The 26,414-nt window shown below is 64.2% G+C and carries 23 protein-coding genes; 15 read left to right on the top strand and 8 right to left on the bottom strand.

Annotation, left to right across the window (positions count from 1 at the left end):
• Positions 1 to 35: 35 nt before the first annotated feature.
• Entirely contained in the window at positions 36 to 1,007 is a 972-nt protein-coding gene (locus LVD10_RS05375) for a glutathione S-transferase family protein (protein ID WP_232940284.1), read from the top strand.
• Positions 1,008 to 1,033: 26 nt separating this feature from the next.
• Here LVD10_RS05375 and LVD10_RS05370 read toward each other — a convergent pair whose 3' ends face one another.
• Positions 1,034 to 1,588 (bottom strand): hypothetical protein, encoded by a 555-nt coding sequence (locus tag LVD10_RS05370; protein ID WP_237062239.1) that lies wholly within the window; start codon positions 1,586 to 1,588, stop codon positions 1,034 to 1,036.
• A gap of 87 nt (positions 1,589 to 1,675) precedes the next feature.
• On the opposite strand from LVD10_RS05370, the gene LVD10_RS05365 reads away from it, so the two are divergent.
• Positions 1,676 to 2,095, top strand: coding sequence for a secondary thiamine-phosphate synthase enzyme YjbQ (locus LVD10_RS05365; protein WP_237062237.1), 420 nt, complete (start codon positions 1,676 to 1,678; stop codon positions 2,093 to 2,095).
• 62 nt (positions 2,096 to 2,157) lie between these two features.
• Positions 2,158 to 2,763: a glutathione transferase GstA gene (gene gstA, locus LVD10_RS05360; RefSeq protein ID WP_232940278.1), complete on the top strand. Its 606-nt coding sequence runs from the start codon at positions 2,158 to 2,160 to the stop codon at positions 2,761 to 2,763.
• A 14-nt stretch (positions 2,764 to 2,777) separates the two neighbouring features.
• Here gstA and LVD10_RS05355 read toward each other — a convergent pair whose 3' ends face one another.
• Both LVD10_RS05355 and hexR read right to left on the bottom strand, forming a co-directional pair.
• Complete coding sequence (locus LVD10_RS05355) at positions 2,778 to 4,037, bottom strand: multidrug effflux MFS transporter (protein ID WP_232940277.1); 1,260 nt, start codon at positions 4,035 to 4,037, stop codon at positions 2,778 to 2,780.
• 138 nt (positions 4,038 to 4,175) lie between these two features.
• On the bottom strand, positions 4,176 to 5,030 hold the full coding sequence (gene hexR / locus LVD10_RS05350; protein WP_232940276.1) for a transcriptional regulator HexR: 855 nt from the start codon (positions 5,028 to 5,030) through the stop codon (positions 4,176 to 4,178).
• Between the two features lie 177 nt (positions 5,031 to 5,207).
• On the opposite strand from hexR, the gene uvrD reads away from it, so the two are divergent.
• Positions 5,208 to 7,421, top strand: coding sequence for a DNA helicase II (gene uvrD, locus LVD10_RS05345; protein WP_237062228.1), 2,214 nt, complete (start codon positions 5,208 to 5,210; stop codon positions 7,419 to 7,421).
• Between the two features lie 122 nt (positions 7,422 to 7,543).
• Complete coding sequence (locus LVD10_RS05340; protein WP_232940274.1) at positions 7,544 to 8,677, top strand: TRAP transporter substrate-binding protein; 1,134 nt, start codon at positions 7,544 to 7,546, stop codon at positions 8,675 to 8,677.
• 44 nt (positions 8,678 to 8,721) lie between these two features.
• On the opposite strand, the gene groL is transcribed toward LVD10_RS05340, so the two are convergent.
• Both groL and groES read right to left on the bottom strand, forming a co-directional pair.
• Positions 8,722 to 10,350, bottom strand: a complete 1,629-nt coding sequence (gene groL, locus LVD10_RS05335; protein ID WP_237062226.1) for a chaperonin GroEL — start codon at positions 10,348 to 10,350, stop codon at positions 8,722 to 8,724.
• The gene (groES, locus tag LVD10_RS05330) at positions 10,347 to 10,661 is read right to left on the bottom strand and encodes a co-chaperone GroES (protein ID WP_232940272.1); all 315 of its coding nucleotides are present in this window, start codon (positions 10,659 to 10,661) and stop codon (positions 10,347 to 10,349) included. The genes groL and groES overlap by 4 nt, the downstream gene beginning before the upstream one ends.
• Positions 10,662 to 10,894: 233 nt before the next feature.
• Between groES and LVD10_RS05325 the strand changes: the two genes are divergently transcribed.
• Positions 10,895 to 11,491, top strand: coding sequence for a hypothetical protein (locus LVD10_RS05325; RefSeq protein ID WP_232940271.1), 597 nt, complete (start codon positions 10,895 to 10,897; stop codon positions 11,489 to 11,491).
• 22 nt (positions 11,492 to 11,513) lie between these two features.
• On the opposite strand, the gene LVD10_RS05320 is transcribed toward LVD10_RS05325, so the two are convergent.
• The gene (locus tag LVD10_RS05320; RefSeq protein WP_091513887.1) at positions 11,514 to 11,906 is read right to left on the bottom strand and encodes an acyl-CoA thioesterase; all 393 of its coding nucleotides are present in this window, start codon (positions 11,904 to 11,906) and stop codon (positions 11,514 to 11,516) included.
• A 187-nt stretch (positions 11,907 to 12,093) separates the two neighbouring features.
• Here LVD10_RS05320 and LVD10_RS05315 point away from each other — a divergent pair, with 187 nt between their 5' ends.
• The 4 genes from LVD10_RS05315 to LVD10_RS05300 all read left to right on the top strand — a co-directional run bounded on the left by LVD10_RS05315 (position 12,094) and on the right by LVD10_RS05300 (position 18,577).
• The gene (locus LVD10_RS05315) at positions 12,094 to 12,453 is read left to right on the top strand and encodes a hypothetical protein (RefSeq protein ID WP_232940270.1); all 360 of its coding nucleotides are present in this window, start codon (positions 12,094 to 12,096) and stop codon (positions 12,451 to 12,453) included.
• Positions 12,454 to 12,510: 57 nt separating this feature from the next.
• On the top strand, positions 12,511 to 13,818 hold the full coding sequence (locus LVD10_RS05310; protein WP_237062224.1) for a TolC family protein: 1,308 nt from the start codon (positions 12,511 to 12,513) through the stop codon (positions 13,816 to 13,818).
• 74 nt (positions 13,819 to 13,892) lie between these two features.
• Positions 13,893 to 15,440 carry an efflux RND transporter periplasmic adaptor subunit gene (locus LVD10_RS05305; protein ID WP_232940267.1) on the top strand — a complete coding sequence of 516 codons (1,548 nt, stop codon included), beginning with the start codon at positions 13,893 to 13,895 and terminating at the stop codon, positions 15,438 to 15,440.
• Positions 15,437 to 18,577 (top strand): efflux RND transporter permease subunit, encoded by a 3,141-nt coding sequence (locus LVD10_RS05300; RefSeq protein WP_232940265.1) that lies wholly within the window; start codon positions 15,437 to 15,439, stop codon positions 18,575 to 18,577. The genes LVD10_RS05305 and LVD10_RS05300 overlap by 4 nt, the downstream gene beginning before the upstream one ends.
• Positions 18,578 to 18,604: 27 nt before the next feature.
• Here LVD10_RS05300 and LVD10_RS05295 read toward each other — a convergent pair whose 3' ends face one another.
• A complete protein-coding gene (locus LVD10_RS05295; RefSeq protein WP_237062222.1) occupies positions 18,605 to 19,972 on the bottom strand; it encodes a TRAP transporter large permease in 1,368 nt (455 codons plus the stop codon).
• A complete protein-coding gene (locus LVD10_RS05290) occupies positions 19,969 to 20,544 on the bottom strand; it encodes a TRAP transporter small permease subunit (RefSeq protein ID WP_237062220.1) in 576 nt (191 codons plus the stop codon). The genes LVD10_RS05295 and LVD10_RS05290 overlap by 4 nt, the downstream gene beginning before the upstream one ends.
• 235 nt (positions 20,545 to 20,779) lie before the next feature.
• On the opposite strand from LVD10_RS05290, the gene LVD10_RS05285 reads away from it, so the two are divergent.
• The 5 genes from LVD10_RS05285 (at position 20,780) to phoU (ending at position 26,321) form a co-directional block, all read left to right on the top strand.
• Positions 20,780 to 21,847: a PstS family phosphate ABC transporter substrate-binding protein gene (locus LVD10_RS05285; RefSeq protein WP_232940260.1), complete on the top strand. Its 1,068-nt coding sequence runs from the start codon at positions 20,780 to 20,782 to the stop codon at positions 21,845 to 21,847.
• A gap of 171 nt (positions 21,848 to 22,018) precedes the next feature.
• Positions 22,019 to 23,398 (top strand): phosphate ABC transporter permease subunit PstC, encoded by a 1,380-nt coding sequence (pstC, locus tag LVD10_RS05280; RefSeq protein ID WP_237062218.1) that lies wholly within the window; start codon positions 22,019 to 22,021, stop codon positions 23,396 to 23,398.
• Complete coding sequence (gene pstA, locus LVD10_RS05275) at positions 23,391 to 24,677, top strand: phosphate ABC transporter permease PstA (RefSeq protein ID WP_232940258.1); 1,287 nt, start codon at positions 23,391 to 23,393, stop codon at positions 24,675 to 24,677. The genes pstC and pstA overlap by 8 nt, the downstream gene beginning before the upstream one ends.
• 160 nt (positions 24,678 to 24,837) lie before the next feature.
• Entirely contained in the window at positions 24,838 to 25,578 is a 741-nt protein-coding gene (gene pstB / locus LVD10_RS05270; protein ID WP_255701180.1) for a phosphate ABC transporter ATP-binding protein PstB, read from the top strand.
• Positions 25,579 to 25,619: 41 nt separating this feature from the next.
• A complete protein-coding gene (gene phoU / locus LVD10_RS05265) occupies positions 25,620 to 26,321 on the top strand; it encodes a phosphate signaling complex protein PhoU (protein WP_232940256.1) in 702 nt (233 codons plus the stop codon).
• The last annotated feature ends 93 nt before the right edge of the window (positions 26,322 to 26,414 follow it).

The raw sequence follows: 26,414 nt of genomic DNA, 5'->3' as shown, positions 1-26,414 counted from the left end.
CGCTAACCGATAAAGACCCGTTTCAGGAGGCGACCATGGGATTGCTGGTCAACGGCCAGTGGCAGGACCGCTGGTATGACACCGACAAGAGCGAGGGCGAGTTCGTGCGCGAGCAGGCCCAGCTACGCAACTGGATCACCGTCGATGGCAGTGCCGGCCCCAGTGGCGAGGGGGGCTTCAAGGCGGAGCCGGGGCGCTACCACCTGTACGTATCCCTCGCCTGCCCCTGGGCGCACCGGACCCTGATCTTCCGCAAACTCAAGGGGCTCGAGGACCTGATCGATGTATCCGTAGTGAGTCCTTACATGCATGAGCACGGCTGGACCTTCAAGCAAGACGAGGGCAGCAGTGGCGACAGGCTCTACGGTGCCGACTACCTGCACCAGCTATACACGCGCAACCGCGCCGACTACAGCGGCCGGGTTACCGTGCCCCTGCTGTGGGACAAACAGCGCGAGTGTGTGGTGAGCAATGAGTCGGCGGAAATCATCCGCATGTTCAACAGTGCATTCGACGAAATCACCGGTAACCGGGACGATTTCTACCCTGCGGAACTGCGCGGTGATATAGACGCCACCAACGATATTGTCTACGAAAATGTGAACAACGGCGTCTATCGTGCGGGCTTCGCCACGACGCAGGAAGCTTACGAAAAAGCCTACGACCCCCTCTTCAGTACCCTCGACCAGCTGGAGCAGCGGCTCGCCAATAACCGCTACCTGTGTGGCGAGCGCATCACCGAGGCGGACTGGCGCCTGTTCACCACCCTGGTGCGGTTTGACCCGGTTTACCACGGGCATTTCAAGTGCAACAAGCAGCGCCTGGCGGATTACCCGAATCTCTGGGGTTACGTGCGCGAGCTCTACCAGTGGCCCGGGGTGGCGGGTACGGTGGACTTTCACCATATCAAGACCCACTACTACGCCAGCCACGACACCATCAACCCCACGGGTATCGTGCCCAAGGGGCCGGAACTGGATTATTCGGCGCCGCACGGGCGCGGCTAGGCAGCGCACCCCCGGCGGGCCGGCGCCTATTGCCCGGCGAGCATGATCCTGCGAATCGCTGTGAAGCGTTGCTGCGCCTCCTGCGCCTCGCCCTCCAGTCGCTGGAAGCGAAAATCGAATTCACCCACCTGGCTGGCGGCGGGGCGCTGTTGCAGGGCGCGCCGGGTGGCGCGGACTTCCTGGTGCAGCTGGTTGAGGCTGGGGCCGAAGCAGTAGCGCGCGATCACCCGGCGCGGCTGTTCGCTGTAGCGGTCGATAAAGTCCTGCAACAGTGTGCGGGCGCGGGCGTTGTCCGGGTCTCGGGCCAGGGATGAGCAACCTGCCTGCAGTTGCCGTCGGTCGCCGGCCGACAGCAGTTGCCCGAAGGCGCGTGCAGCGCCCGAGGGATCCTCCAGCACGGCGACCAGTTTTTCCTCCAGTTGCCGCTGCTCTTCCAGCAGGGCCCGCTGGGCATCCACCCGGGCCTGGGGCACCCCGCCCTCCTGTGGTGATTTCTCTTCCGTAGCCTGGCTGGCAGCGGTTCCCGTGGCGCAGGAAATAACGGCGGCAAGGAGCCAGCGGTTCAGGGTCTTTGGCAACATGTCATCCTCCATGACTTTTGACTGTTGATTGGTTCAAATACAGCGACTCTGCAGACGCCAGCATATTGCAAACGGGAGGAAGATAAATTGAACAGTTACCGCCGCGAACTGTGGTTTGATACAAAAAAACGCACGGAATTCATTAACATCACGCCGCAGGTAGAGCAGTCACTGCAGGAGAGCGGTATCCGTGAGGGACTGTGTCTGGTCAATGCCATGCACATCAGCGCCTCGGTGTTTATCAACGACGACGAGCCCGGGCTGCACCGGGACTTTACCCGCTTCCTGGATCAGCTGGTGCCCTACGGCCCCATCGACCAGTACCGCCACAACGACACCGGTGAGGACAATGCCGACTCCCATATCAAGCGCCAGTTGTTTGGCCGCGAAGTGGTGGTGGCGGTGACCGGGGGTGAGCTGGACTTCGGTCCCTGGGAACAGATCTTCTACGGCGAGTTCGACGGCCGCCGGCGCAAGCGGGTGCTGGTAAAGATCATCGGCGAGTAGCCTTCGCCAGCCGCGCCGCTTCCTATACTCCAGCCCATGACCAGGAGAAACCAGGAGCGATCATGAAGCTTTACTATTCACCCGGCGCCTGTTCGCTGGCGCCGCATATCGTCGCTTGCGAGGCGGGTATCGACCTGGACCTGTGCCGGGTGGACCTGCGCAAGAAGAAGACTGAGGACGGTGATGACTTCCGCGATATCAACCCCAAGGGCTATGTGCCCGCCCTGCGCATCGATGATGGTGAGGTCCTGACCGAGGTCCCGGCCGTGGTGCAGTACCTGGCCGACCAGGCGCCGGACGCCGGGCTGGCGCCCCCCGCCGGCAGCCGTGAGCGCTACCACATGCAGGAATGGCTCAACTTTATTTCCACTGAAGTGCACAAGAGCTTTGTGCCGCTGTTCTGGAACGGCACTGATGCGGAAAAAGAGTCGGCGCGGGAGAAAATCCACCAGCGCTTCGACTTTATCGAGGACAAGCTGGGGCCGGACTACCTGATGGGCGAAAGCTTTACTGCCGCCGACGCCTACCTGTTCACCATCGCCAGCTGGCTCGAGCGCCAGCATATCGACACCGAATCCTGGCCGCGCCTGCAGGCCTACCAGGAGCGGGTGCGCAACCGTCCCGGTGTCCGTCGGGCCCTGCGTGAAGAGGGCCTGCTGGGCAACTGAGCCGTGTTGCCGGGTCAGCCGGCGGCGAAACGCCTGGGGGGCGGTTGCCGGACCTCGATTGGCTGCCGTGCCCGGGCCACGAACAGGGCCAGCAGCATTGCACTGATTGCGCAGCCGAACATGGTGCCGGCAATCGGCACCAGGGTGCCGGTGTGGAGCCCGTTGACGATGCCGCCCAGCACCCCGCCACTGATAAACAGGCTGGCGCCATAGAAGGCGTTGGCACTGCCGCTGATACGGGGGAAGAACTCCAGGTAGCAGGCCGCTGCGTTGGGCCCGGTGATGCCGATACAGGACATGGTCAGCACCAGCGGTACCATCCACAGGGACAGCTCGCGGATACCGGTCAGTGTGCCCAGAAACAGCAGGCCGCAGCCGAGGATCTGCAGGCCAATCCCCGCCAGCAGGATGCGCCGTGGCTCGAAGAAATTCAGCAGGCGGATATTCACCTGCACCATCACGATCAACCCCACCACGCAGCTGCCAAAGAACAGCGGGAAGCGGCTGGAAGGCACGCCGAAATACTCCATGAACACAAACGGCGCGGTGGTGATGTAGATAAACATGGAGCCACTGACGAAGGCCTGGGCGCCCAGGAAGCCCAGCGCCCGGCGATTGCGCAACACCTCCAGGTAGTTGCGCGCCAGCATGCGCTTGGGCGCCAGGCTGCGGCGGGCGCGGGTAAAGCGTGACACGGTTTCCGGCAGCAGCAGGCGCACCAGGATCATCATCGCGCCGCCATAGGCCAGCAGGAACACGAAGATGCCGCGCCAGCCGCCGGCCTCCAGCAGGGCGGAACCGATCACAGGTGCCATCAGTGGCGCCACCAGCATCATGGTGCTGATCATCGAGATCACCCTGGCTGCCGCCCGGCCGCTGTACAGGTCGCGCACGATTGCGGCACAGATCACCGTGGCAAAGCCGCCGCCAAAGGCCTGCAGCAACCGCAGGCCGATCAGCTGCTGTACGTTGGTGACGAACAGGATCAGCAGGGTGCAGCCGAGGTAGATGGTGAGGCCGATGGTGCCGACCGTGCGCCGCCCCCAGCGGTCGGAAAGGGGCCCGCCGGTCAGCTGCCCCAGCGCGAACCCCAGCAGGAAGCTGGAGACGGAGTGTTGCACCTGTGCCACCCCGCTGCCCAGGGAGTCGGCCATGGCCGGGATTGCCGGCAGGTAGGTGTCCAGGGAAAATGGTGTCAGCGCCACCAGCGCCGCCAGCCACAGGGCGAGCGAACGGGACGGCGCGGACTCCTCCCCGGCGGGAGTTGGATGCATAAGGTTCTCGGCACGCCGGTGGCGTCGAAGTCGGTTCAGGTGAAGGGCAGTCGCGGTTTGCGGCGCCCCGGGCCGTCAGGGCCGGGCGCATGTTAGCGGCGCGGGGGCGTCACGGCCAGCGCAGTGGTCGCCAGCGGCTCAGCGCTGGTCCTCGCGCAGGGTGTACAGCCCCTTTTTCAGCTTCAGCAGGTGCTCCTGCAGCTGGGGTCCCTTGCGCTGGGCCACGCCGATGGCGAGCACATCGATCACCACCAGGTGGGCGATGCGCGAGGACAGCGGGGTATAGATCTCGATATCCTCCTCCACGTCCACTTCCAGCGGGATGGTGGAGCGCTGGGCTACCGGCGAGCCACTGGGCGCCAGGCCGATGACGGTGCCGCCCTGCTCTTTCACCATTTCCATGGAGTGCAGCAGCGCCTTGGTACGGCCGCTCTGGGAGATGGCCACCACCACGTCACCGGGCTCCATCGACATGGCCGACATGTTCTGCATGTGGTGGTCGGAGTGGGCTGCGGTGGCCAGCTGCAGGCGGAAGAACTTGTGCTGGGCGTCACTGGCCACGGCGCCCGAGGCGCCGAAACCGAAGAACTCCACACGCTTGGCGGCGGCGATGGCGGAGACGGCCGCCTCCAGCGCCCGTGCGTCGATCTTGTCGCGCACGTTGAGCAGGGTGTCCACGGTGGAGTCGAACACCTTGCGCTTGTACTCGGCGATGGTGTCGGTCTCGGTGACCGCGATCTGGCCGAAACTGGGGCTGGAGGCCAGTTGCTGCGCCAGGTTGAGCTTGAACTCCTGGAAACCTGAGCAACCCACGGCGCGGCAGAAGCGCACCACGGTAGGCTCGCTCACCTGGGCCTCGGTAGCCAGGTCCACGATGCGCATATGGATGATCTCATCCGGGTTGGCGAGGATATACTCCGCCACCTTGCGCTCGGACTTGCGCATGGAGGACAGCTGTTCGCTGATTTTCTGCGTGACTTCCGCCGGCTTCACGGGACTTCCTTCCTTATTACAGACGCGCAGTTTAGCGGTTGCCCACGGCTGTGGCGAGCGATTGCAGGGCCCGGGCTGTTTCGTTCAGCGCCGGCACCCTGTCCCGGCTTCGGGACTGACCAAAAACCTGTTTATTTACACAGGGTTCCGGCGCCAGCTCTGGTACAATCCCGCTCCATGGACGTATCCCAGATTCTAGACCCCCTGAACGACGCCCAGCGCGAGGCGGTGGCGGCACCGCCCTGCAACCAGCTGGTACTGGCCGGCGCTGGCTCCGGCAAAACCCGCGTGCTGGTGCACCGCATCGCCTGGCTGATGCAGGTGGAGGGGGCCTCGCCCTACTCCATCCTCGCCGTGACCTTCACCAACAAGGCGGCCCGCGAAATGCGCGCGCGCATCGAGGAACTGCTGGGGGTCAACACCTTCGGCATGTGGGTGGGCACCTTCCACGGCCTGGCCCACCGGCTGCTCAAGGCCCACTACAAAGAGGCCAACCTGCCGCAGAACTTCCAGATCCTGGATTCCGATGACCAGCTGCGCCTGATCAAGCGGGTGCAGAACGACCTGGGGCTGGACGAGGCCAAGTGGCCGCCGCGGGAGACCCAGTGGTGGATAGGCGGCCAGAAGGACGAGGGATTGCGCCCGCAGTACATCCAGGCCGGCGGCGACCCCTGGCTGCAGACCATGGTGCGCATCTACTTCGCCTACGAGGAAGCCTGCCAGCGCGGCGGCCTGGTGGATTTCGGTGAACTGCTGTTGCGGGCCCACGAACTGTGGCTGAACAACGACGGCGTACTGGCCCATTACCGCCAGCGCTTTCCCCATATCCTGGTGGACGAATTCCAGGACACCAACACCATCCAGTACGCCTGGCTGCGCCTGCTGGCCGGCGACCAGTGCCACATTACCGCGGTGGGGGATGACGACCAGTCGATCTACGGCTGGCGCGGCGCCAAGATCGAGAATATCCAGCATTTCGCCAGTGACATGCGCGATGTGCAGACCGTACGCCTGGAGCAGAACTACCGCTCCACCAGCACCATCCTCAAGGCCGCCAACGCGGTGATCGAGCACAACGCCGGCCGCCTGGGCAAGGAGCTGTGGACCCGGGGCGAGGAAGGCGAGCCCATCTCCCTCTACTCTGCCTACAACGAGCAGGACGAGGCGCGCTTTATTGTCGAGCGCATCGAGCAGTGGGTGCGCGATGGCAACCCGCGCGACTCCGTCGCCATCCTGTACCGTTCCAATGCCCAGTCGCGGGTACTGGAAGAGGCCCTGTTGCGGGAAGGGGTGCCCTACCGCATTTACGGCGGCCAGCGCTTCTACGAGCGCCTGGAGATCAAGAACGCGCTGTCTTACATGCGCATGATCAGCAACCCCCACGATGACACCGCCTTCGAGCGTGTGGTGAATACCCCCACCCGCGGCATCGGCGCGCGCAGTGTCGACGCCGTGCGCGGTTTCGCCCGCGAGCACGGTTGCTCCCTGTGGGCGGCGGCGCAGCAGATGGTGGCCCAGCGGGTGCTGGCGGCGCGCGCGTCCAATGCCCTGCAGGGCTTCCTGGAGCTGGTCAACCGGCTGGCAGGCGATGCGGTGGACCGGGAGCTGGATGCCATCGCCGAGGACGTGATCGAGACCAGTGGCCTGCTGGAATTCCATGGCAAGGAAAAGGGTGAGAAGGGCCAGACCCGGGTGGAAAACCTCAAGGAGCTGGTCAGCGCCTGCCGGAGCTTCGACGGCATCGAGGTGCCGCCGGACGAGTCCGGGGTCGAGGTGGAGGAGCCCTCCCTGCTCGACCAGTTCCTCGACAGCGCCGCGCTGGATGCCGGCGAGGGCCAGGCGGACGAGTTCGAGGAAGCGGTGCAGCTGATGACCCTGCACTCGGCCAAGGGGCTGGAGTTCCCGCTGGTGTTCATGGCCGGGGTGGAGGAAAACCTGTTCCCGCACAAGATGTCGGCGCAGGAGCCGGGGCGCATGGAGGAGGAGCGGCGGCTCTGTTACGTGGGCATTACCCGTGCGATGCAGAAGCTCTATATCACCTACGCCGAGAACCGGCGCCTGTTCGGCAGCGAGACCTTCAACAGCCCGTCGCGCTTTATCGGCGAGATACCGCCGGAACTGGTGCACGAGGTGCGCCTCAAGACCGAGATCTCGCGCCCCCTGTTCAACCCGGATTATGGCAAGGTGGGACGCTTCTCCGACCCGGCGCCGGATTTCGACGACGACCTGCCGCCGCTGGCCCTGGGTGGCCGGGTGGAGCATCCCAAGTTCGGTGAGGGCACCGTGGTGCAGTTCGAGGGCAGCGGTCCGCGGGCCCGGGTGCAGGTCAATTTTGACGATGCCGGCAGCAAGTGGCTGGTGGTAGCGATGGCCAAGCTGCAGCCGTTGTAGTTTCGGGAGCCGGCCCGCCATCCCGGCGCGGGCCGGGATTTGACAGCAGCACCGGGTGACTCTTGCACGTAACTTTGCCAGTATCCCCACTGGCGAAGATCGAAAACCCGACAATAAAAAACATGAAAAAAATTAACTGGTATCCCCCCGTCATCCTCGGCCTGTTGGCCCTGCTGGTCATTACCTTCGGCGCGCTGGTGGTCTCCCGCTCGGAACAGGGCCCGGCCCGGCAGTTCACCGAGGACGGCAGTCGCGAGACTTTCGAGTGGAAGCTTGTCACCACCTGGCCGAAGAACTTTCCCGGCCTCGGCAGTGCGCCGGAGCGCTTTGCCCGCACGGTGGAGGCGATGTCCGACGGGCGTCTGAAGATCAAGGTATACGGTGCCGGGGAGCTGGTGCCGGCGATGGGGGTATTCGGTGCGGTGTCCGAGGGCGCTGCCCAGGTGGGCCACGGCGCGGCCTATTACTGGAAGGGCAAGGTGCCGGCGGCACAGTTCTTTACCGCCGTGCCCTTCGGCCTCAATGCCCAGGAGATGAACGGCTGGCTGCACTACGGCGGCGGCCGCGAACTGTGGGAAGAACTCTATGCGCCGTTTGACCTGATCCCCATGGCCGGGGGTTCCACCGGCGTGCAGATGGCGGGCTGGTTCAACAAGGAGATCAACTCGGTAGAGGACCTGCAGGGCCTCAAGATGCGTATCCCGGGCCTCGGGGGCGAGGTACTGAACCGGGCCGGTGGTACCGCCGTCACCATTCCCGGCGGCGAGCTTTACACAGCCCTGCAGACCGGCGTCATCGATGCCACCGAATGGGTCGGCCCCTACAATGACCTGGCCTTCGGTTTCCACCAGATCGCCGAGTACTACTACTACCCCGGCTGGCACGAGCCCGGCTCGATCCTCGAGATCATCGTCAACAAGACCGCGTTCCAGAAGCTGCCGAAAGACCTGCAGGCAATCGTGCGCGTGGCCGCCCGCGACGCCAACCAGGATATGCTCGATGAGTACACCGCGCGCAACAACCGCGCGTTACAGGAACTGGTGAAGGAGCACGGTGTGCAACTGCGGCGCCTGCCGGACGAGGTGCTGGCGCACCTGAAGAAGGTAAACCGGCAAATCCTGGAGGAGACCGCAGCCGAGGACCCCCAGTTCGCGCGGGTCTACGAGGCCTTCAAGGAATTCAGGGACGATGTGATCCCCTATCATCGCATCAGCGAAGAGGCTTATTACCAGACCAGAGCCATTAGCGCGGATTAAAAAAACGGGGCCCTGTGGCCCCGTTTTTTGATTACCGTAATGAATCAGTAATCATAAGCACCTGCAGATGTTTCAGGCTTTATGCCTTCTGCTCTATCGGCCACCATTACCTCGGTAGTCAACATCAGGCCGGCGATGGAGCCCGCATTCTGCAGCGCTGAGCGGGTGACCTTGGCCGGGTCGATGATGCCGAATTCCAGCATGTCGCCGTAGTCTGCGGTCTGGGCGTTGTAACCGAAATTGGGGTTATCGTGCGCACGCACATTGTTCAGCACCACGCTGCCGTCCACGCCTGCGTTGGCAACGATCTGACGGAAAGGTTCTTCCATCGCCCGCAGCGCGATATTGATCCCCACCTGCTGGTCGTCGTTGGCGCCTTTGATCCCGCTTTTACGCAGGCTGTCGGCAACGCGCACCAGCGTCAGGCCACCACCGGGTACAATGCCCTCCTCCACCGCCGCGCGGGTTGCATGGAAGGCGTCGTCCACCAGGTCCTTCTTCTCTTTCATTTCCACTTCGGTAGCGGCACCGACCTTGATCACGGCAACGCCGCCGGCCAGCTTTGCTACGCGCTCCTGCAGCTTTTCCCGGTCGTAATCGGAAGTGGATGCCTCGATCTCAGCACGGATCTGTTTTACCCGGCCATCGATGGCAGCTTTGTCCCCGGCACCATCCACAACCACGGTGTTGTCCTTGCTGATCACGATGCGCTTGGCGCTTCCCAGCTGTTCCAGCTGCGCTTTTTCCAGGGTGAGCCCGACCTCCTCGGAGATCACCCTGGCGCCGGTGAGGGTGGCGATGTCTTCCAGCATCGCTTTGCGGCGATCGCCAAAGCCGGGCGCCTTGACCGCTGCCACCTTGATGATGCCCCGCAGGCTGTTGACTACCAGTGTGGCCAGCGCCTCGCCCTCGATATCCTCGGCGATCACTACCAGTGGTCGACCGGCCTTGGCAACGGATTCCAGTAGCGGTAGCAGGTCGCGGATATTGCTGATTTTCTTGTCGAACAGCAGGATGAAGGGGTTATCGAGTTCCGCCTGCATCTTCTCCTGGTTGGTCACGAAGTAAGGGGAGAGGTAGCCGCGATCAAACTGCATGCCCTCCACTACTTCCAGCTCGTTGTGCAGCGACTTGCCTTCCTCAACGGTGATTACGCCGTCGCGGCCCACTTTCTCCATGGCCTCAGCAATAATCCTGCCGATGTCCTCGTTCCAGTTGGCGGACACTGTGCCCACCTGGCCGATGGACTTGGTGTCGTCGCAGGGTTTGGAGAGTTTGGCGAGTTCCTCTACCGCAGCCTTCACGGCCGTATCGATGCCGCGTTTCAGGTCCATCGGATTCATACCCGCGGCGATGGACTTGTGCCCCTCTCGCAGCAGCGCGTGGGCCAGTACCGTGGCGGTGGTGGTGCCGTCGCCGGCGACATCTGCGGTCTTGGACGCAACTTCTTTGACCATCTGTGCGCCCATGTTCTGGAACTTGTCCTTGAGTTCGATCTCCTTCGCCACTGAAACGCCGTCTTTGGTCACTCGCGGCGCGCCAAAACTTTTGCTCAGTACCACGTTGCGGCCTTTTGGGCCGAGTGTGGCTTTGACGGCATTTGCCAGGATATTTACGCCGGTCAGCATGCGCTCGCGGGCGTCATCGGAAAACTTTAAGGCCTTCGCACTCATGCGGCTTTCTCCTGCTGTTGGGTCGGTTCAACGATGGCGAGGATGTCGGACTCCTTGACGATAAGGTAGGTCTCGCCGTCGTGTTTGATTTCACTGCCGGCGTACTGGCCGAACAGCACCCGGTCACCCACCTTGACGGCCAGCGCGCGCAATTCACCGTTATCCAGCGGCGCACCATTGCCGATGGCAATTACCTCGCCCTGGGTGGGCTTTTCTGCGGCTTTGTCTGGAATGATGATGCCGCTGGCGGTCGTGGTTTCCGCGGCGAGGCGTTTGACAACCACCCGGTCGTAGAGCGGTTTGATACTCATCGGATTTCCTCCCAATAAGCATGTGCAATTCAATGGTTGAAGATTCGAAGTCCTGGGACGCTGACCATCCCCCGACAGCGGCAAAATAGGAGCGCGAGGGGCATTTTCAAGAGGGACGCGCGGCGGATTTTGTATAATTTTTTATTATATAAAAACGGTTTTTAACAATTGAAAGCGCAGAAATCTGGCTTATAGTTTTCAGTAGGGCAATAGGATTCACGGGAGGTGGGACCATGTCGCTGCGGAACCAGCCCGACTTTGAGAGAACGCTGGCGGACTATTTCCGCAACCGGTTGGAAGAGTGCGGCCGCGAACTGGAGCCCCTGCCCCAGGAGGACACACTCTGGTATATGGGCAGCATGCTAGCCCGTTTCGGTGACAGCGATGAGCTGTTCACCTACGACCGGGGGGAGCTGGGCATCCGCCCGCTGGCACTTCTCTACAAGGACGCCCACGAGGCGGCGAGTGACTGGGAGCGCTGCCAGATACTGCGACAGTTGGGGGACCTGGCGCTGTTCCTCGGCGGGCTCTTCCCGGATAACTACGCCCGGCGCGGCATCCGGCAGGACTACTTCATCGGCATGGGCGGTGGCGCTTACGACTACCTGGCAGACAATGCGCGCGACAACCGGCACGTGTTCTCTGAACTCGCCGCTATGTTCGGCCGCTTGCTGGAACTGGTGGCGCGGGCATGCGCCAAGGAGCATCCCTACGACGCCCACGATGTGCTTGAGCTATATCAGCGCTGGCGGCGCAGCGGCGACCCGCGGCTGGCCAGGGAACTGGGCCGGCTGGGAGTCGTGCTGCCCGAAGCGGAGGGCCGCCACTGACGGCGGTCGCGCCGGAAACAGGTCAGAGGGGCAGCGGACGGGTATTACCGCGGTCATCGATCGCCACGAACACGAACTCGCCCTCGGTGACTTTCACTTGTTCCCCGGAATCCACCCGCGTCAGCCAGACTTCCACCATGCAGCGGATAGAGGAGCGACCCACTTCCAGTGGTTCGGCGTAACAGCTGACGGTGGAGCCGACAGGCACCGGGCGCAGGAACACCATATTGCCGGTAGCCACCGTGGTCACGCGGCCGCGGGCGATACTCTGGGCGAGGATGGCACCGGCCAGGTCCATCTGTGACATCAGCCAGCCGGCAAAAACGTCTCCCTGCGGGTTGGTGTCCCGCGGCATGGCCAGGGTCTGCAGGGTCAGGGTGCCGGTGGGTTGCGGCTCTTCATCAAGTGCGGACATCGGGTACTCGCGAATTGTTAGATTTATTGGGCCCCGCGCATGGGCGCGGCGGCGCATTATAGCACACAGTGCATAGATTTTAGCCAGTCGCGCTGGCGGGAAAACCCGCCTCGCCGGCCCTGCCTGACCGGTGGCCGCAGTGGCCGCTGCTTGCCCGGCGCCCCGCGGGCACCTAGAATCCGTTCCCATGCATCGTCTAGCCGTGATTTTCCTGCTGCTGTTGTTCAGCGCCCAGAGCCTCGCCGTCGCGGGGGGGCATGACTGTGGCGAGATGCACGGTATGGGCAACCCCGCCGGTGGGGCCGACATGGCGATGGATATGCACCACGATATGCCCTGTTGTGAAGACGATGCCTCCGAAGCCGCCGCCGATGCCTGGCAATGCCAGCTGAGCTGCGAGGCCGGTGCCTGCGCCGCGCCGCTGGCACTCGTGTCCTCGGACCATCCCCTGGACTTCTCCCCCGACCGTCCGCCGGCCCGCACCGAATGTGTGGACCGCCCGCTGACGCCCTCTGCAAGCCTGTTCCGGCCCCCCATCGCCGGCTGATGACCCGTTAACCGGTGCCCCGGCACCAGCGAGCCATCAACCAGACAGGATTGACACATGTTTTCCCCAATACGGGCCCGCCGGATGTGCGGCCTGCTTGCGCTGGCGTTTGCCCTGGCATCTGTGCCGGCGCCGGCAGCGGTCGATTACCAGCGCGCCCTGCAGCTTGCCCAGGAGCTGGATCCACAGGTCGCCGCAGTGCGCCAGCGGGCCGATGCGGTACAGCAGGATGCGGTAGCCGACAGCCAGTGGGCTGATCCGATGATCAAGCTCGGCGCGGTGAACCTGCCCACCGACAGCTTCGCATTCGACGAGCAGCCCATGACGCAGAAACTCGTGGGCGTGAGCCAGAAGCTGCCGCGCGGCGACAGCGCCCGCCTCACGGGTGAGAGGGGGTCGCTGCAGGCACAGGCCGGCTACGCCGATGCCGCCGACCGGGAGCTGCGCCTGGCGCTGCAGGTCAGCGAGGCTTTCCTGCGGCTGTCCGCGCAACTGGAGTCCCTGGAACTGATGCGGGAAAACCGCCACTGGCTGGTGCAACTGGTGGAGTACGACCGTGCCCGGGTGGCCACCGGCGAGGCCCAGTCCCAGCAGCTGCTGCAATCCCAGCTGGCCCTGGCGCGTCTCGATGACCGCATCCAGGCGCTGGAGGGCGAGGCCAACCGCAGTCGCGGCCAGCTCAGCCAGTGGATAGGCACTGCGGCCTGGGAACCGATCGATACCAGCCTGCCCGGCTGGGCGGAGACCAGTGCCTGGCTGGCGTCCCGGCCGGTGCCGGTGGCGCCGGAAACCGTTGCCGGGCACCCGGCCCTGGCGGCGGCCGCGGCCCGCGTGGAGGCCGAGGGCCGCAATGTGGATATCGCCCTCGAGGCCTACAAGCCGCAGTGGCAGTTCGAACTGAGCTACGGCCAGCGTGAACCCACGCCCACCAGCGACGGTGCCGACTTCGCCAGCGCGATGGTGTCCTTCGACCTGCCGCTGTTTACCGGCAAGCGGCAGGACCGGCGCCTGGCTGCCGCCCGCGCCCGGGAGAGCGCCGGTATCCTGCAGCGCCAGGACATCCTGCAAACCCTGCACAGCGGCCTCAATGGCGCCGCCGCCACCGCCGACAGCCTCGCGGCGCGGCGCCACCTCTACCACACCGAACTGCTGCCTACCGCGGAAGATACCGCCGGGGCGCTGCTGAGTGGCTACGCCAGCAACACCGCAGACCTGGATGCGGTGATCGATGCCCGGGTGGAGGCCATCGAGGCGCAGATCGACGCCGTGCAACTGGATTACGACTATTACCGCGCCCTGGCACGCGTTCGCTACTACCGCGCGGCGGCGCCCGGCGTGGAGACGCCGGCACGGGACAGCAAGTGAGCGGTGTGCAACACCGCGGATACAGGCAGCAGATGACGCCCACCCCGGTGGTGGGCCCGATGGGAAACTGAATAATGCAGAAAGCACCGATAAAAGCATCGATATTGGTCGCTACCGCAGCAATCGTCGGCGTAATGCTGGGCTGGTGGCTCAGTGGCAACGGCGATGGGAGCGGTATGGATGACGGGGCCAGCGGTGAGCGCAAGATCCTCTACTGGGTCGCACCCATGGACCCCAACTACCGCCGCGACGGACCCGGCAAGTCCCCCATGGGGATGGACCTGATCCCGGTCTACGAGGGCGAGGAACCCGGTGATGCGCCGGGGACCGTAACCATCTCCCCCGCCGTGGAAAACAACCTGGGTGTGCGCACCGCCACTGTCGAGCGCGGGCCGGTATCCGCGCCCCTTCGCACCGTGGGGATCGTGCGGCTGGACCAGGACCGCATCCGCCACCAGCACACGCGGCTGAGTGGCTGGGTGCAGAAGAGCTGGGTGACGGCCGAGGGCGACCGGGTGGAAAAGGGCCAGCCGCTGGTGGAGATCTATTCGCCGGAACTGGTCAAGGTCCAGCGGGAGTTCCTCGCCGCCCTGGGCAGTGGCAACCGGGCGCTGATCGAGGCGGCCCGCGAGCGGATGCACAGCCTGGGTATCCCCGCACGGGAAGTGCAACGGGTCGAACGCGACCGCCGCGCCAGCGAGAAGGTCACGCTCTATGCCGATGCCAGTGGTTATGTGGAGACACTGGGCGTGCGCAGCGGCATGTATATCACGCCGGAGAAGGCACTGGTGAGTGTCGGTCCGCTGGATACGGTCTGGGTCGAGGGCGAGGTCTTCCCGCGCCAGGGCTACGCCGTCGAACGCGGGGACAAGGTCACCGTGCGCGGGGACTTTGCCCCGGGGCGCATCTGGCTGGGCCAGGTCAGCAAGATACTGCCGCAGGTGGACGAGCCCATGCGCACCCTGACGCTCCGGGTGCAGGTGAAAAACCCGGACCAGACCCTGAGGCCGGGAATGTTTGTACGCCTGGAACTGGACGGCCGCACCGCCACTGCCCTCACTATTCCCCGCGAGGCATTGATCCGCACCGGTCGCATGGAGCGGGTGGTGCTGGCGGAAGGCGACGGCCGCTTCCGCTCGGTGCGGGTCCGTTCCGGCCACGAGTTCGGCGACCGGGTGCAGATACTCGAGGGACTGCAGGCGGGAGACCGGGTCGTTACCTCGGCCCAGTTCCTGATCGACTCTGAATCCAGCGTCAGCGCCGACCTGGGTCGCATGGATACCTCGGACCGGCCCTGGGTCGGTGCCCGGGTCCTGAGCATGCCCGATGACAACCACTATGCGCGGCTGGACCACGAGCCGGTGCCGGCCTGGGACTGGCCGGCAATGGTGATGGGTTTCTACGTGGCCGAGGAGGCGGGCGACGACCTGCGCCGGGCGATGGAGAGCGACGAGCGTATCGAGGTGCAGATCCGCGAGCGCGCCGACGGCAAGTACGAGGTGCTGGCGGTGCGGCAACCGGCGGGCGTGGACCACGGCCAGATGGAGCACGGGGAAATGGACCATGGAGACATGGATCACGGTGAGATGGATCACGACGATCACGGGGGCGAGCCGAAATGATCGCACGGATTATCCACTGGTCCCTGCACAATCGGGTCGCCGTATTGCTGGCCGCCGCGGCGCTGTGCCTGGGCGGGCTCTACAGCATGCGCAACACCCCGGTGGACGCGCTGCCCGACCTTTCCGACGTGCAGGTGATCGTCAAGACGTCCTTCCCCGGGCAGGCCCCGCAGGTAGTGGAAGACCAGGTCACCTACCCGCTCACCACGGCGATGCTGTCGGTGCCCGGTGCGGTCACCGTGCGCGGTTACTCGTTTTTCGGCGATTCCTACGTGTACGTCCTGTTCGAGGACGACGTCGACCTCTACTGGGCCCGCTCGCGGGTGTTGGAGTACCTGAGCCAGGTGGCGCCGCGGCTGCCCGCCGGGGCCCAGCCGGAGTTGGGCCCGGATGCGACCGGCGTGGGCTGGATCTTCAGTTACGCGCTGGTGGATCGCAGTGGCAATCACGACCTGGCACAGCTGCGCTCGCTGCAGGACTGGTTCCTGAAGTACGAGCTGCAGACCATTGCCGGGGTGTCAGAGGTGGCCACCGTCGGGGGTATGGTGCGGCAATACCAGGTGGTGGTGGACCCCCTGCGCCTGCGTGCCTATGACCTGACCCTGGCACAGGTGCGCAGCGCCATCGAGCGCGGCAACCGCGAGACCGGCGCCTCGGTGGTGGAGATGGCCGAGGCCGAATACATGGTGCGGGCCAGCGGCTATATCGAGGGCGTCGACGACCTGCGCCAGATTCCCCTGAAAGTGGATGACAGCGGCACGCCGCTGCTGCTCGGCGATGTGGCCGAAATCCGCACCGGGCCGCAGATGCGCCGCGGCATTTCCGAGCTCGATGGTGAGGGCGAAGTGGTCGGCGGTGTGGTGGTGATGCGCTTCGGCGACAATGCCCGCGCCGTGATCGAGCGGGTTACCACCCGCCTGGACGAGTTGCAGCAGGGCCTGCCGGAGGGCGTGGAAATCGTGCCCACCTACGATCGCAGCAAGCTGATCGACGATGCGGTGGACAACCTGGCCCACAAGCTGGTGCAGGAATTTATCGTGGTGGCACTGGTATGCGCCCTGTTCCTGTTCCACCTGCGCTCGTCGCTGGTGATTGCCATCAGCCTGCCCCTGGGCATCCTGGGTGCGTTCGTGGTGATGCACCTGCAGGGCATCAACGCCAACATCATGAGCCTGGGGGGTATCGCCATCGCCATCGGCGCCATGGTGGACGGCGCCATTGTGATGATCGAGAACCTGCACAAGCACCTGGAGCGCACACCTCTCGCAGAACGCGAGCACTGGTCTGAGCGCAAGCGCTGGCAGGTCGTGGCCGAGTCGGCCAGTGAGGTGGGGCCGCCGCTGTTCTTCAGCCTGCTGATCATCACCCTGAGCTTCCTGCCGGTGTTTGCCCTGGAGGGCCAGGAGGGCCGGTTGTTCGCGCCGCTGGCCTACACCAAGACCTACGCCATGGCGGTGGCTGCCGGACTCGCCATTACCCTGGTACCGGTGCTGATGGGCTATTTTGTCCGCGGCCGCATCCGGCCAGAGCAGGACAACCCCATCAACCGGGGGCTGGCGGCCGCCTACCGGCCGGCACTGGCGCTGGCGATCCGGTATCCGCGTACTGTGCTGGCAGTGGCGTTGCTGTTGCTTGCCAGTGCCCTGTACCCACTGTCGCGCACCGGCAGTGAGTTTATGCCACCGCTGGATGAGGGCGACCTGATGTATATGCCCAGCACCTACCCGGGCATTTCCATCGGCAAGGCGCGCGAACTGCTGCAGCAGACCGACAAGCTGATCAAGTCGGTACCGGAAGTGGCGCAGGTGTGGGGCAAGATCGGCCGCGCGGATACCGCCACCGACCCGGCGCCGCTGACCATGATCGAGACCATCATCCGCTTCAAGCCACGGGACCAGTGGCGCCCGGGGATGACACCGGACAAGATCCGCGCGGAGCTCGACGCCGCCGTGCAGCTGCCCGGGGTCACCAATGCCTGGGTGATGCCGATCAAGACCCGTATCGACATGCTCGCTACCGGCATCAAGACCCCGGTGGGGATCAAGGTGGCCGGGCCAGACCTGGGCGAGATCGAGCGCATCGGCACTCGGCTGGAGAAGATCCTCGGCGGCCTGCCTGGTACGGCGTCGGTTTATGCCGAACGGGTGGCCGGAGGCCGCTATATCGATGTGGATATCGATCGCCGGGCCGCGGCCCGCTACGGGTTGAATATTGCCGACGTCCAGTCAGTGGTGGACACCGCCATCGGCGGCCGCAATGTCAGTGAGACCGTAGAGGGCCTGGAGCGCTACCCGGTGAACCTCCGTTATCCACAGGCGTGGCGCGATTCCCCGGAGGAAATGCGCCAGCTGCCGCTGGTGGCACCCAACGGCAGCCACCTGGCCCTGGGGGATGTGGCGCGCATCGAGGTACGCGACGGCCCTCCGATGATCAAGACCGAAAATGCGCGACCCAACGGCTGGATCTACGTGGACATCACCGACGTGGACCTGGGCTCCTGGGTCGACCGGGCGCAGCAGACGGTAGCGGAGCAGCTGGAGCTGCCGCCGGGTTATTCGCTGATCTGGTCCGGCCAGTACGAGTATATGGAGCGGGCGCGGGAGCGGCTGGCGGTGTTGCTGCCGCTGACCCTGGGGATCATCGTGCTGCTGCTGTACCTGAGCTTCCGCCATGTGGGCGAGGTGCTGGTGATCATGGGCAGCCTGCCGCTGGCCCTGATCGGCGGCCTGTGGCTGCTCTACTGGCTGGGCTACAACCTGTCGGTGGCGGTGGGCGTGGGCTTTATCGCCCTCGCTGGCGTCGCCGTGGAGATCGGCGTGATCATGCTGGTGTACCTCAACCAGGCCTGGCAGCGGGTGCGCGAGGCACGCACGGTCGATGGTACCGCATTGCGCCGCGCCGACCTGGAGCAGGCGATCCGCGAGGGGGCTGGCCAGCGTATGCGGCCGGTGCTGATGACCACTGCGACGGTATTTATCGGCCTGGTCCCGGTGATGGTTGGCAGCGGCGTGGGGTCGGAAGTGATGCAGCGAATCGCGGCGCCGATGGTGGGTGGTATGGTCAGCGCCATGCTGCTGACGCTGCTGGTGATCCCGGCGATTTTTCGCCTGTGGAAGGGGCGTCGCTTGCGGGACTGACTGTTGTTCGCCGCCCCGCAGCCCCGGCTAGTTGCTGAGCTGGGTCGGCAGCCAGGTGGCCAGTGACGGCCACAGGGCCAGCAGGCACAGCACCAGCAGCTGGATGGCGATAAACGGCATCACCCCGCGATAGATGGCCCCGGTTGCCACTGCCTCCGGTGCGACCCCGCGCAGGTAGAAGAGCGCAAAGCCGAATGGTGGGGTGAGGAAGGAGGTCTGCAGGTTGATGGCAATCATGATGCCCAGCCACACCGGGTCCACGCCCATGGCCAGCAGAACCGGCCCCACAATCGGCACCACCACGAAGGTGATCTCGATAAAGTCGAGGATAAAGCCCAGCAGGAAGATCACCACCATTACCAGCAGGGTGGCCCCCACCACCCCGCCCGGCAGGCTGTTGAAGAAGCCGGTTACCAGCTCCTCGCCGTCGTAGCCGCGGAATACCAGCGAGAACAGCGACGCGCCGATCAGGATCGCAAACACCATGGCCGTCACCTGCAGCGTGCTGCGGCCCACTTCCCCTGCACGATCCCAGTTGAGCGCGCCGCGGCCGAAGGCCAGCAGGCCCGCCCCCAGTGCACCCACGGCCGCTGCCTCGGTGGGGGTGGCGGCGCCGCTGATAATGGAACCCAGCACCAGCACCATCAGCGCGATGGGTGGCAGCAGGCTCTTCAGGATTTCCACCGGCTCCACCCGCTCTTCGCGGCTGTCGCCAGCCGCGACGTCCGGCTCCCGCCGCGCCACAAAAAGCAGGTAGACGATGTAAGCGCCCACCAACAGCAGGCCCGGCACAATGGCGCCCACGAACAGGTCACCCACGCTCACCGGCTTGGGATTGAAGATGCCCGCCGACAGCTGTGCCTGCTGGTAGGCGTTGGAGAGGGTATCCCCCAGCAGCACCAGGGCAATCGAGGGCGGGATGATCTGTCCCAGGGTGCCGGTTGCGCAGATGGTGCCGGTGGCCAGGCGGGGGGAATAGCCGCGCTTCAGCATGGTGGGCAGGGACATCAGGCCCATGGTCACAACCGTGGCGCCCACGATGCCGGTGCTGGCGGCCAGCAGCGCGCCTACCACTACCACGGATACCGCCATGCCCGCCGGCACGCGGGAGAAGACCCGGGCCAGGTTGACCAGCAGTTCCTCGGCAATCCGTGCCCGCTCCAGCATCACGCCCATCAATACGAACAGCGGCACCGCCATCAGGGTGCCATTCTGCATGATGCCAAACAGGCGGTCGGGGAAAGCGCGTAGCAGCTCCGGGTCGAAGGCGCCGGCAACGATACCCAGCCCCGCTGCCAGCAGCGCGGTGCCGCCCAGGGTGAAAGCCACCGGGTAGCCGAACATCAGCGCGGCGCAGACCGCGAGGAACATCAACAGGGGAACCAGTTCCATCATGCGCTCATCTCCTCAGCCACGCGGGGTGAGGACTTGCTGACCGCTTGCGGCTTTGGGGGCGCGGACTCCACCTGGACCAGGGTTGCCAGGGCACGGGCCAGCTGCGCCACGCCCTGCAGTGCCAGGGTGAAGGCGGCCAGCGGGACCAGGCTCTTGAGCAGGAAGATACCGCCCAGGCTGTCGGCGCTGGCGCCGGCCTCGCGTACCGCCCAGCTGCTGGTGACGAAATGCCAGCTGCCAGCGAGGATGAACGCGCACAGGGGCAGCAGGAACACCAGGGTACCCACCGCATTGACCCAGGCTTTCCCCCGCGGGCCCATGCGGCGGTAGAAGACGTCGACCCGCACGTGGGAATCGGTCTGCAGCGCATAGGCCAGGCCCAGCATGAATACCGCACCGTGCAGGTAGACAACGGTGTCCTGCAGCGCCAGCGAGCCGCCATTGAAACCGTAGCGCAGTATCACCACGGCACTCTGCAGCAGCACCATTGCCAGGGTAAACCAGCCCAGCAGGCGGCCGGTTGCTGTGGCCAGCCGGTCGAGTCCGCGTGCGCAACCCAATAAGGGGGACATGGGGAAGCCTCTCTCTTCATCTTATTGTTCTGTTGCAGAGAGTAACCCCGGCGCCAGTTTCACGCCAGAGGTCGCGCCACGCCGGCTCCGGGCAGGTACTGGTGGTGCGCGCGGGTGGCGGATTGGGCAAATATGGCGGCATGTAACCTGTTTGTCACATTCCGTTCATAGAATCGTCACCCGTTCTACCTAGCATCGCCGCGTGAAACAAATTCAGAACACACCGGAGTTAAACATGAACAAGCGCCCTGTCAGCAAGATCGTGGCCTCCTCACTGGCGGTCCTGACGATTGCAGCTTCCCAGGCGGCCCTGGCGGCCCGCGATCATATCAGCATCGTCGGTTCCTCAACCGTATACCCGTTTACCACCACTGTGGCCGAGCGTTTCAGCCGCGCGACCCAGTTCAAGACCCCGGTGGTTGAATCCACCGGTACCGGCGGCGGCATGAAGCTGTTCTGCCAGGGCGTGGGTGAGGGCACTGCCGACATCACCGGCGCCTCGCGCCGTATCAAGCAGTCCGAGCTGGAGATGTGTAACAGCAACGGCGTGGACGTGGTGGAAGTGCAGGTGGGCTACGACGGCATCGTCCTGGCCAACGCCAAGGGTGCCGAGCAGTTCGAGCTGTCACGCAAGGACATCTTCCTGGCCCTGGCCAAGGAAGTCCCCAACCCGGACGGTTCCGAGACCCTGGTCGCCAACCCCTACAAGACCTGGAAAGAAGTGAACCCGGCGCTGCCCGATACCGATATCGAGGTGCTGGGACCGCCCCCCACTTCCGGTACCCGCGACGCCTTCGCCGAGCTGGCGATGGAGGGCGGCTGCAAGAAGTTCGACTGGATTGCCGCCAAGAAAAAAGAGGACAAGAATGCCTACAAGGCAATCTGCCATAACATCCGTGAAGACGGTGCCTATATCGAGGCCGGCGAGAACGACAACCTGATCGTCAACAAGCTGGTGGCCAACCCGGACGCCCTTGGTATCTTCGGCTTCAGCTTCCTGGACCAGAACGCCGATAAGGTGCACGGTTCCATCATCGAGGGTGAAAAGCCCACGTTTGACAGTATCGCCGAGCAGAGCTATCCGGTATCCCGCCCGCTGTTCATTTACGTGAAGAAGGCGCACGCCAATGTGATCCCGGGCATGAAGCAGTTCCTGGCCGAGTTCACCAGCGAGCGCGCCTGGGGCGAGGACGGCTACCTGGCCGACAAGGGCATGATCCCGCTGCCGATGGCCAAGCGCCAGCAGGTGGCCCAGAACGTACGCAAGCTGAATGCCCTGACCAACCTGGCGAAGAAGCAATAACAGTTTGATAACAGGATAACTTCTCAATCAGAGAAGCAGGTAAACGGATTTACCGGCCAAGCCCGCAAGGGCTTGGCCTTTCTCGTATTGGAAAGGCCCTGCTGGGCAATGAATTCACAGTAAAAAGTCCGGATAATGCCCGGCGCAAATACCTGAACGCACGGAAATTCGATGCAGACACCAACTTTATTCGCCCTGCTGTTGCTGCTGGTGCTGGTGGCCTACGGCACCGGCTTCAGCCGCGCCCTGGCGGCGGCCCGCAGTCGCGGTGGCATGCGCAACCTGGCAGCCCTGCCCAGCTATTACGGTACCCACACCGCGCTCTGGTGCGGCCTGCCGGCGCTGTTGCTGCTGGGGGCGTGGCTGGCCTTTGACGACCCGATCATCCGCTCGCTGGTGATGGGTACCATCGAGGACAAGCCGGATACCATCGCCGGCCGCGACCTGCTGTACGCGCAGATCCAGAATGTGGCGGCGGGCAACCTGTTCGGTGAGCCCAGCGCCCAGGTCAAGGCTGCGGCGGAGCGGCTGCAGGGCCTGCAGGGAACCGCGGCGGTACTGCAGACGGTGATCGTGCTGATCCTGTCGGCGGGGCTGGGTGCGTTCACCCTGCTGCGGTTCTCGCCGGAACTGCGCGCGCGGGAAAAGGTGGAAAAAGTCCTGCGTGGGGTGCTGGTGACCTGTGCCAGCGCCGCGATCCTGACCACCGTCGGCATCCTGCTGTCGGTGCTGTTCGAGTCCCTGCGCTTCTTCCAGTCGGTGCCGGTGACCGAGTTCCTGTTTGGCCTGCACTGGAGCCCGCAGATGGCCCTGCGCGCCGACCAGGTGGGCTCCAGTGGTGCCTTCGGTGCGGTGCCGCTGTTTACCGGCACCCTGATGGTCTCCGCCATCGCCATGTTCGTTGCGGTCCCGGTGGGCCTGATGTCCGCCATCTACCTGGCTGAGTACGCCAGCAAGCGCGTGCGTTCCCTGGCCAAGCCGGTACTGGAGATCCTCGCCGGCGTGCCCACCGTGGTTTATGGCTTTTTCGCAGCGCTGACCGTGGCGCCGTTCGTGCGCGAGATGGCCACCTCCATTGGCCTCGAGGCGTCCAGCGAGAGTGCGCTGGCGGCGGGACTGGTAATGGGGGTGATGATTATCCCGTTTGTGTCGTCGCTGTCCGACGACGTGATCAACGCAGTGCCCCAGTCCCTGCGCGACGGTGCCCTGGGGCTGGGTTCCACCCACTCGGAGACCGTGCGCAAGGTGGTGATCCCGGCGGCGTTGCCGGGCATCGTCGGTGGTGTGCTGCTGGCAGTCTCGCGCGCCATTGGCGAGACCATGATCGTGGTGATGGCCGCCGGCCTGGCCGCCAACCTCACCGCCAACCCGCTGGAGTCGGTTACCACTGTGACGGTGCAGATCGTCACCCTGCTGGTGGGCGACCAGGAATTTGACAGCCCCAAGACCCTGGCCGCGTTTGCACTGGGCCTGATGCTGTTTTTGTCCACGCTGGTGCTGAACTTTATCGCCCTGCACGTCGTGAAAAAATACCGGGAACAGTATGACTGATTTAACCCAAGACCAGGTGCGCGAGCGTATCGAGCAGAGCCTCGCCGGCCGCCACCGCAAGGAAAAGCTGTTTCGTGGCCTCGGTATTGCCAGTATTGCCTTCGGTATACTGGCGGTGCTGGTGCTGTTCACCGATATCATCAGCAAGGGCAGCGGCGCCTTTGTACAGACCGCGGTGCAGCTGGAAGTGACCTACGACCCCGCGGTGCTGGGCATCGACACGGTCGATGACGAGAGCCTCACCTGGGCCAACTTCACCGGTGTGGTGCGCGAGGCACTGCGCGCGCGTTTCCCGGATGTCAGCAGCCGCGGCGAGAAGCGCCAGCTCTACACGCTGGTCTCCACCGGTGCGCCCTTTACCCTGCGAAACCGCCTGCAGGCCAACCCGGAACTGCTGGGGAAGACCGAGAAGGTCTGGTTTGCCGCCGACGACGATGTGGACACCTATTACAAGAGCCTCGACGACTCGGCCGAGGGTTTCCGTGGCCGCACCTCCGACCAGATGGCCGCGTGGGTGGCGCAGCTGGCGGACAGTGGCGAGCTGAAGAAGCGTTTCAACACCACCTTCTTCACCAACGGCGATTCACGCGAGCCGGAACAGGCCGGTATCCGCGCGGCGCTGGTGGGCTCACTGCTTACCCTGATGGTGACCCTGGCGCTGTCATTCCCCATCGGTGTGGCAGCGGCCATCTACCTGGAGGAATTCGCGCCCAAGAATCGCTGGACCGACCTGATCGAGGTGAATATCAACAACCTCGCGGCGGTACCGTCCATCGTGTTCGGCCTGCTGGGCCTGGCGATCTTTATCAATTTCTTCGAGCTGCCGCGTTCGGCGCCACTGGTGGGCGGCCTGGTACTGACCCTGATGACCCTGCCCACCATCATTATTTCCAGTCGTGCGGCACTCAAGGCGGTACCGCCGTCGATCCGCGAGGCGGCAATGGGCATGGGCGCTTCCCGGATGCAGGTGGTATTGCACCATGTGCTGCCACTGGCCATGCCCGGCATGCTCACCGGCGCCATTATCGGCATGGCGCAGGCACTGGGTGAGACGGCGCCGCTGCTGATGATCGGTATGGTGGCTTTTATCGTCGACGTACCCGGTGGTGTCACCGACCCGGCCACTGTGCTGCCGGTACAGATTTTCCTGTGGGCGGACAGCCCCGAGCGCGCCTTCGTGGAGAAAACCTCCGCTGCGATCATGGTTCTGCTGAGCTTCCTGATCGTGATGAACGCCAGTGCCGTCTGGCTGCGCAAGAAACTCGAGCGCCGCTGGTAGCGGCTGATAAACTGGGACTGATTGCATGAATACCATGACCCTCGATGCCGGCAATGCTGCGCCGGCAGCAACCGGACAACTGGAACAGGACACTGTGGACACCAATACCAAGGTAAGCGAGACCGTCGGCCAGCCGTTGTGTGACGATGCCAAGCTGAGCATGCGCAACGTCAATGTCTTCTACGGCGAAACCCAGGCCATCCACGATGTCAGCCTGGATATCGGCCGCAACGAGGTGGTGGCCATGATCGGTCCGTCCGGTTGCGGTAAGTCCACCTTCCTGCGCTGCATCAACCGCATGAACGACACCATCGAGGGCTGCCGGGTCGATGGCGACCTGACCCTGGATGGCGAGCCGATCTACGGCCCCAAGGTGGATGTGGTGCCCCTGCGCGCGCGGGTGGGCATGGTGTTCCAGAAGCCGAATCCCTTTCCCAAGACCATTTACGAGAATGTGGCCTACGGTCCCAAGATCCACGGCATTGCCAGCCGTCGCGCCGAGCTGGACGAGATTGTCGAGAACAGCCTGCGTCGCGCCGGCCTGTGGAACGAGGTGAAAGACCGCCTGGACAAGCCCGGTACCGGCCTGTCCGGCGGCCAGCAGCAGCGCCTGTGTATCGCCCGCGCCATTGCCGTGAGCCCGGAAGTGATCCTGATGGACGAGCCCTGCTCCGCCCTGGACCCGATCGCCACCGCCCGGATCGAGGAGCTGATCGACGAGCTGCGCGAGAACTACACCATCGCCATCGTCACCCACTCCATGCAGCAGGCGGCGCGGGTAAGCCAGCGCACCGCTTACTTCCACCTGGGTCACCTGGTGGAAGTCAACGATACCGAGACGGTGTTCACCAATCCGCAGCACGAACTGACTGAAGCCTACATCACCGGCCGCTTCGGTTAAGAAGCTGGTCTACAATGGCGCTGTAAAGAAGCGACAAAACTATGGAAATGCATTTCGACCAACATATCTCCCGTCAATTCAACGAAGACCTGGAAAGCCTCAAGAGCGAGATGCTGGAAATGGGTGGCATGGTCACCCGCCAGGTGGCTGAAGCGGTGGAGTCCCTGGCCAACGCCGACAGCGAACTGGCCGAGAAAGTCCTGCGGGTGGAAAAGGAAATCGACCGGCGGGAGATGGATCTCGACGAACACGCGACCCTGATTATTGCCAAGCGCCAGCCGGCTGCATCGGACCTGCGCATGGTGATGTCGGTGATCCGTATTGCCCGCGACCTGGAGCGGGTCGGCGACGAGGCGGCCAAGATTGCCAAGATGGCCATCGCCCTTACCGAGGAAGGCACAGCCCCCCGCGGTTATACCGAGATTCGCCATATCGCCAACGCGGTGCGCAAGATGCTCAACGACTCCCTGGATGCCTTCACCCGTTTCGATGTAAAAGCGGCACTGGACACCCTGGCGGAAGACGAGCAGGTGGACATGGATTACCGCACCGCCCTGCGCGAGATGATCACTTTCATGATGGAAGACCCGCGCAGTATCTCCCGGGTAATGAATGTACTCTGGAGCCTGCGTTCACTGGAACGCATCGGTGACCACGCCAAGAATATCTGCGAGCAGGTGGTTTACCTGGTGGAGGGCGCGGATATCCGCCACGGCCACGAGGATAACCTGAAGAAGGTGTAAGCCGGCCCTGCGGGCAGCATCACTATCCAGGTTGCCCGGCAGACCAGCCATAGAAAAGGCCGCTTCCCGCGGCCTTTTTTTATGCCCGCCGGT

The organism is Microbulbifer zhoushanensis, assembly GCF_021729055.1.
GTDB lineage: Bacteria > Pseudomonadota > Gammaproteobacteria > Pseudomonadales > Cellvibrionaceae > Microbulbifer > Microbulbifer zhoushanensis.
This window is presented reverse-complemented; position numbering and strand designations above follow the sequence as displayed.

Bases quoted from the DNA above. Each gene is read 5' to 3' on its own strand.
- pstC (WP_237062218.1), top strand. From the start codon at position 22,019: ATGCAGACACCAACTTTATTCGCCCTGCTGTTGCTGCTGGTGCTGGTG.
- phoU (WP_232940256.1), top strand. From the start codon at position 25,620: ATGGAAATGCATTTCGACCAACATATCTCCCGTCAATTCAACGAAGAC.
- LVD10_RS05290 (WP_237062220.1), bottom strand. From the start codon at position 20,544: ATGTCCCCCTTATTGGGTTGCGCACGCGGACTCGACCGGCTGGCCACA.
- LVD10_RS05375 (WP_232940284.1), top strand. From the start codon at position 36: ATGGGATTGCTGGTCAACGGCCAGTGGCAGGACCGCTGGTATGACACC.
- LVD10_RS05300 (WP_232940265.1), top strand. From the start codon at position 15,437: ATGATCGCACGGATTATCCACTGGTCCCTGCACAATCGGGTCGCCGTA.
- LVD10_RS05310 (WP_237062224.1), top strand. From the start codon at position 12,511: ATGTTTTCCCCAATACGGGCCCGCCGGATGTGCGGCCTGCTTGCGCTG.
- groES (WP_232940272.1), bottom strand. From the start codon at position 10,661: ATGAGTATCAAACCGCTCTACGACCGGGTGGTTGTCAAACGCCTCGCC.
- LVD10_RS05355 (WP_232940277.1), bottom strand. From the start codon at position 4,037: ATGCATCCAACTCCCGCCGGGGAGGAGTCCGCGCCGTCCCGTTCGCTC.
- uvrD (WP_237062228.1), top strand. From the start codon at position 5,208: ATGGACGTATCCCAGATTCTAGACCCCCTGAACGACGCCCAGCGCGAG.
- pstA (WP_232940258.1), top strand. From the start codon at position 23,391: ATGACTGATTTAACCCAAGACCAGGTGCGCGAGCGTATCGAGCAGAGC.
- pstB (WP_255701180.1), top strand. From the start codon at position 24,838: ATGCGCAACGTCAATGTCTTCTACGGCGAAACCCAGGCCATCCACGAT.
- LVD10_RS05315 (WP_232940270.1), top strand. From the start codon at position 12,094: ATGCATCGTCTAGCCGTGATTTTCCTGCTGCTGTTGTTCAGCGCCCAG.
- LVD10_RS05285 (WP_232940260.1), top strand. From the start codon at position 20,780: ATGAACAAGCGCCCTGTCAGCAAGATCGTGGCCTCCTCACTGGCGGTC.
- LVD10_RS05340 (WP_232940274.1), top strand. From the start codon at position 7,544: ATGAAAAAAATTAACTGGTATCCCCCCGTCATCCTCGGCCTGTTGGCC.
- groL (WP_237062226.1), bottom strand. From the start codon at position 10,350: ATGAGTGCGAAGGCCTTAAAGTTTTCCGATGACGCCCGCGAGCGCATG.
- LVD10_RS05370 (WP_237062239.1), bottom strand. From the start codon at position 1,588: ATGTTGCCAAAGACCCTGAACCGCTGGCTCCTTGCCGCCGTTATTTCC.
- LVD10_RS05305 (WP_232940267.1), top strand. From the start codon at position 13,893: ATGCAGAAAGCACCGATAAAAGCATCGATATTGGTCGCTACCGCAGCA.
- LVD10_RS05325 (WP_232940271.1), top strand. From the start codon at position 10,895: ATGTCGCTGCGGAACCAGCCCGACTTTGAGAGAACGCTGGCGGACTAT.
- LVD10_RS05320 (WP_091513887.1), bottom strand. From the start codon at position 11,906: ATGTCCGCACTTGATGAAGAGCCGCAACCCACCGGCACCCTGACCCTG.
- gstA (WP_232940278.1), top strand. From the start codon at position 2,158: ATGAAGCTTTACTATTCACCCGGCGCCTGTTCGCTGGCGCCGCATATC.
- LVD10_RS05295 (WP_237062222.1), bottom strand. From the start codon at position 19,972: ATGATGGAACTGGTTCCCCTGTTGATGTTCCTCGCGGTCTGCGCCGCG.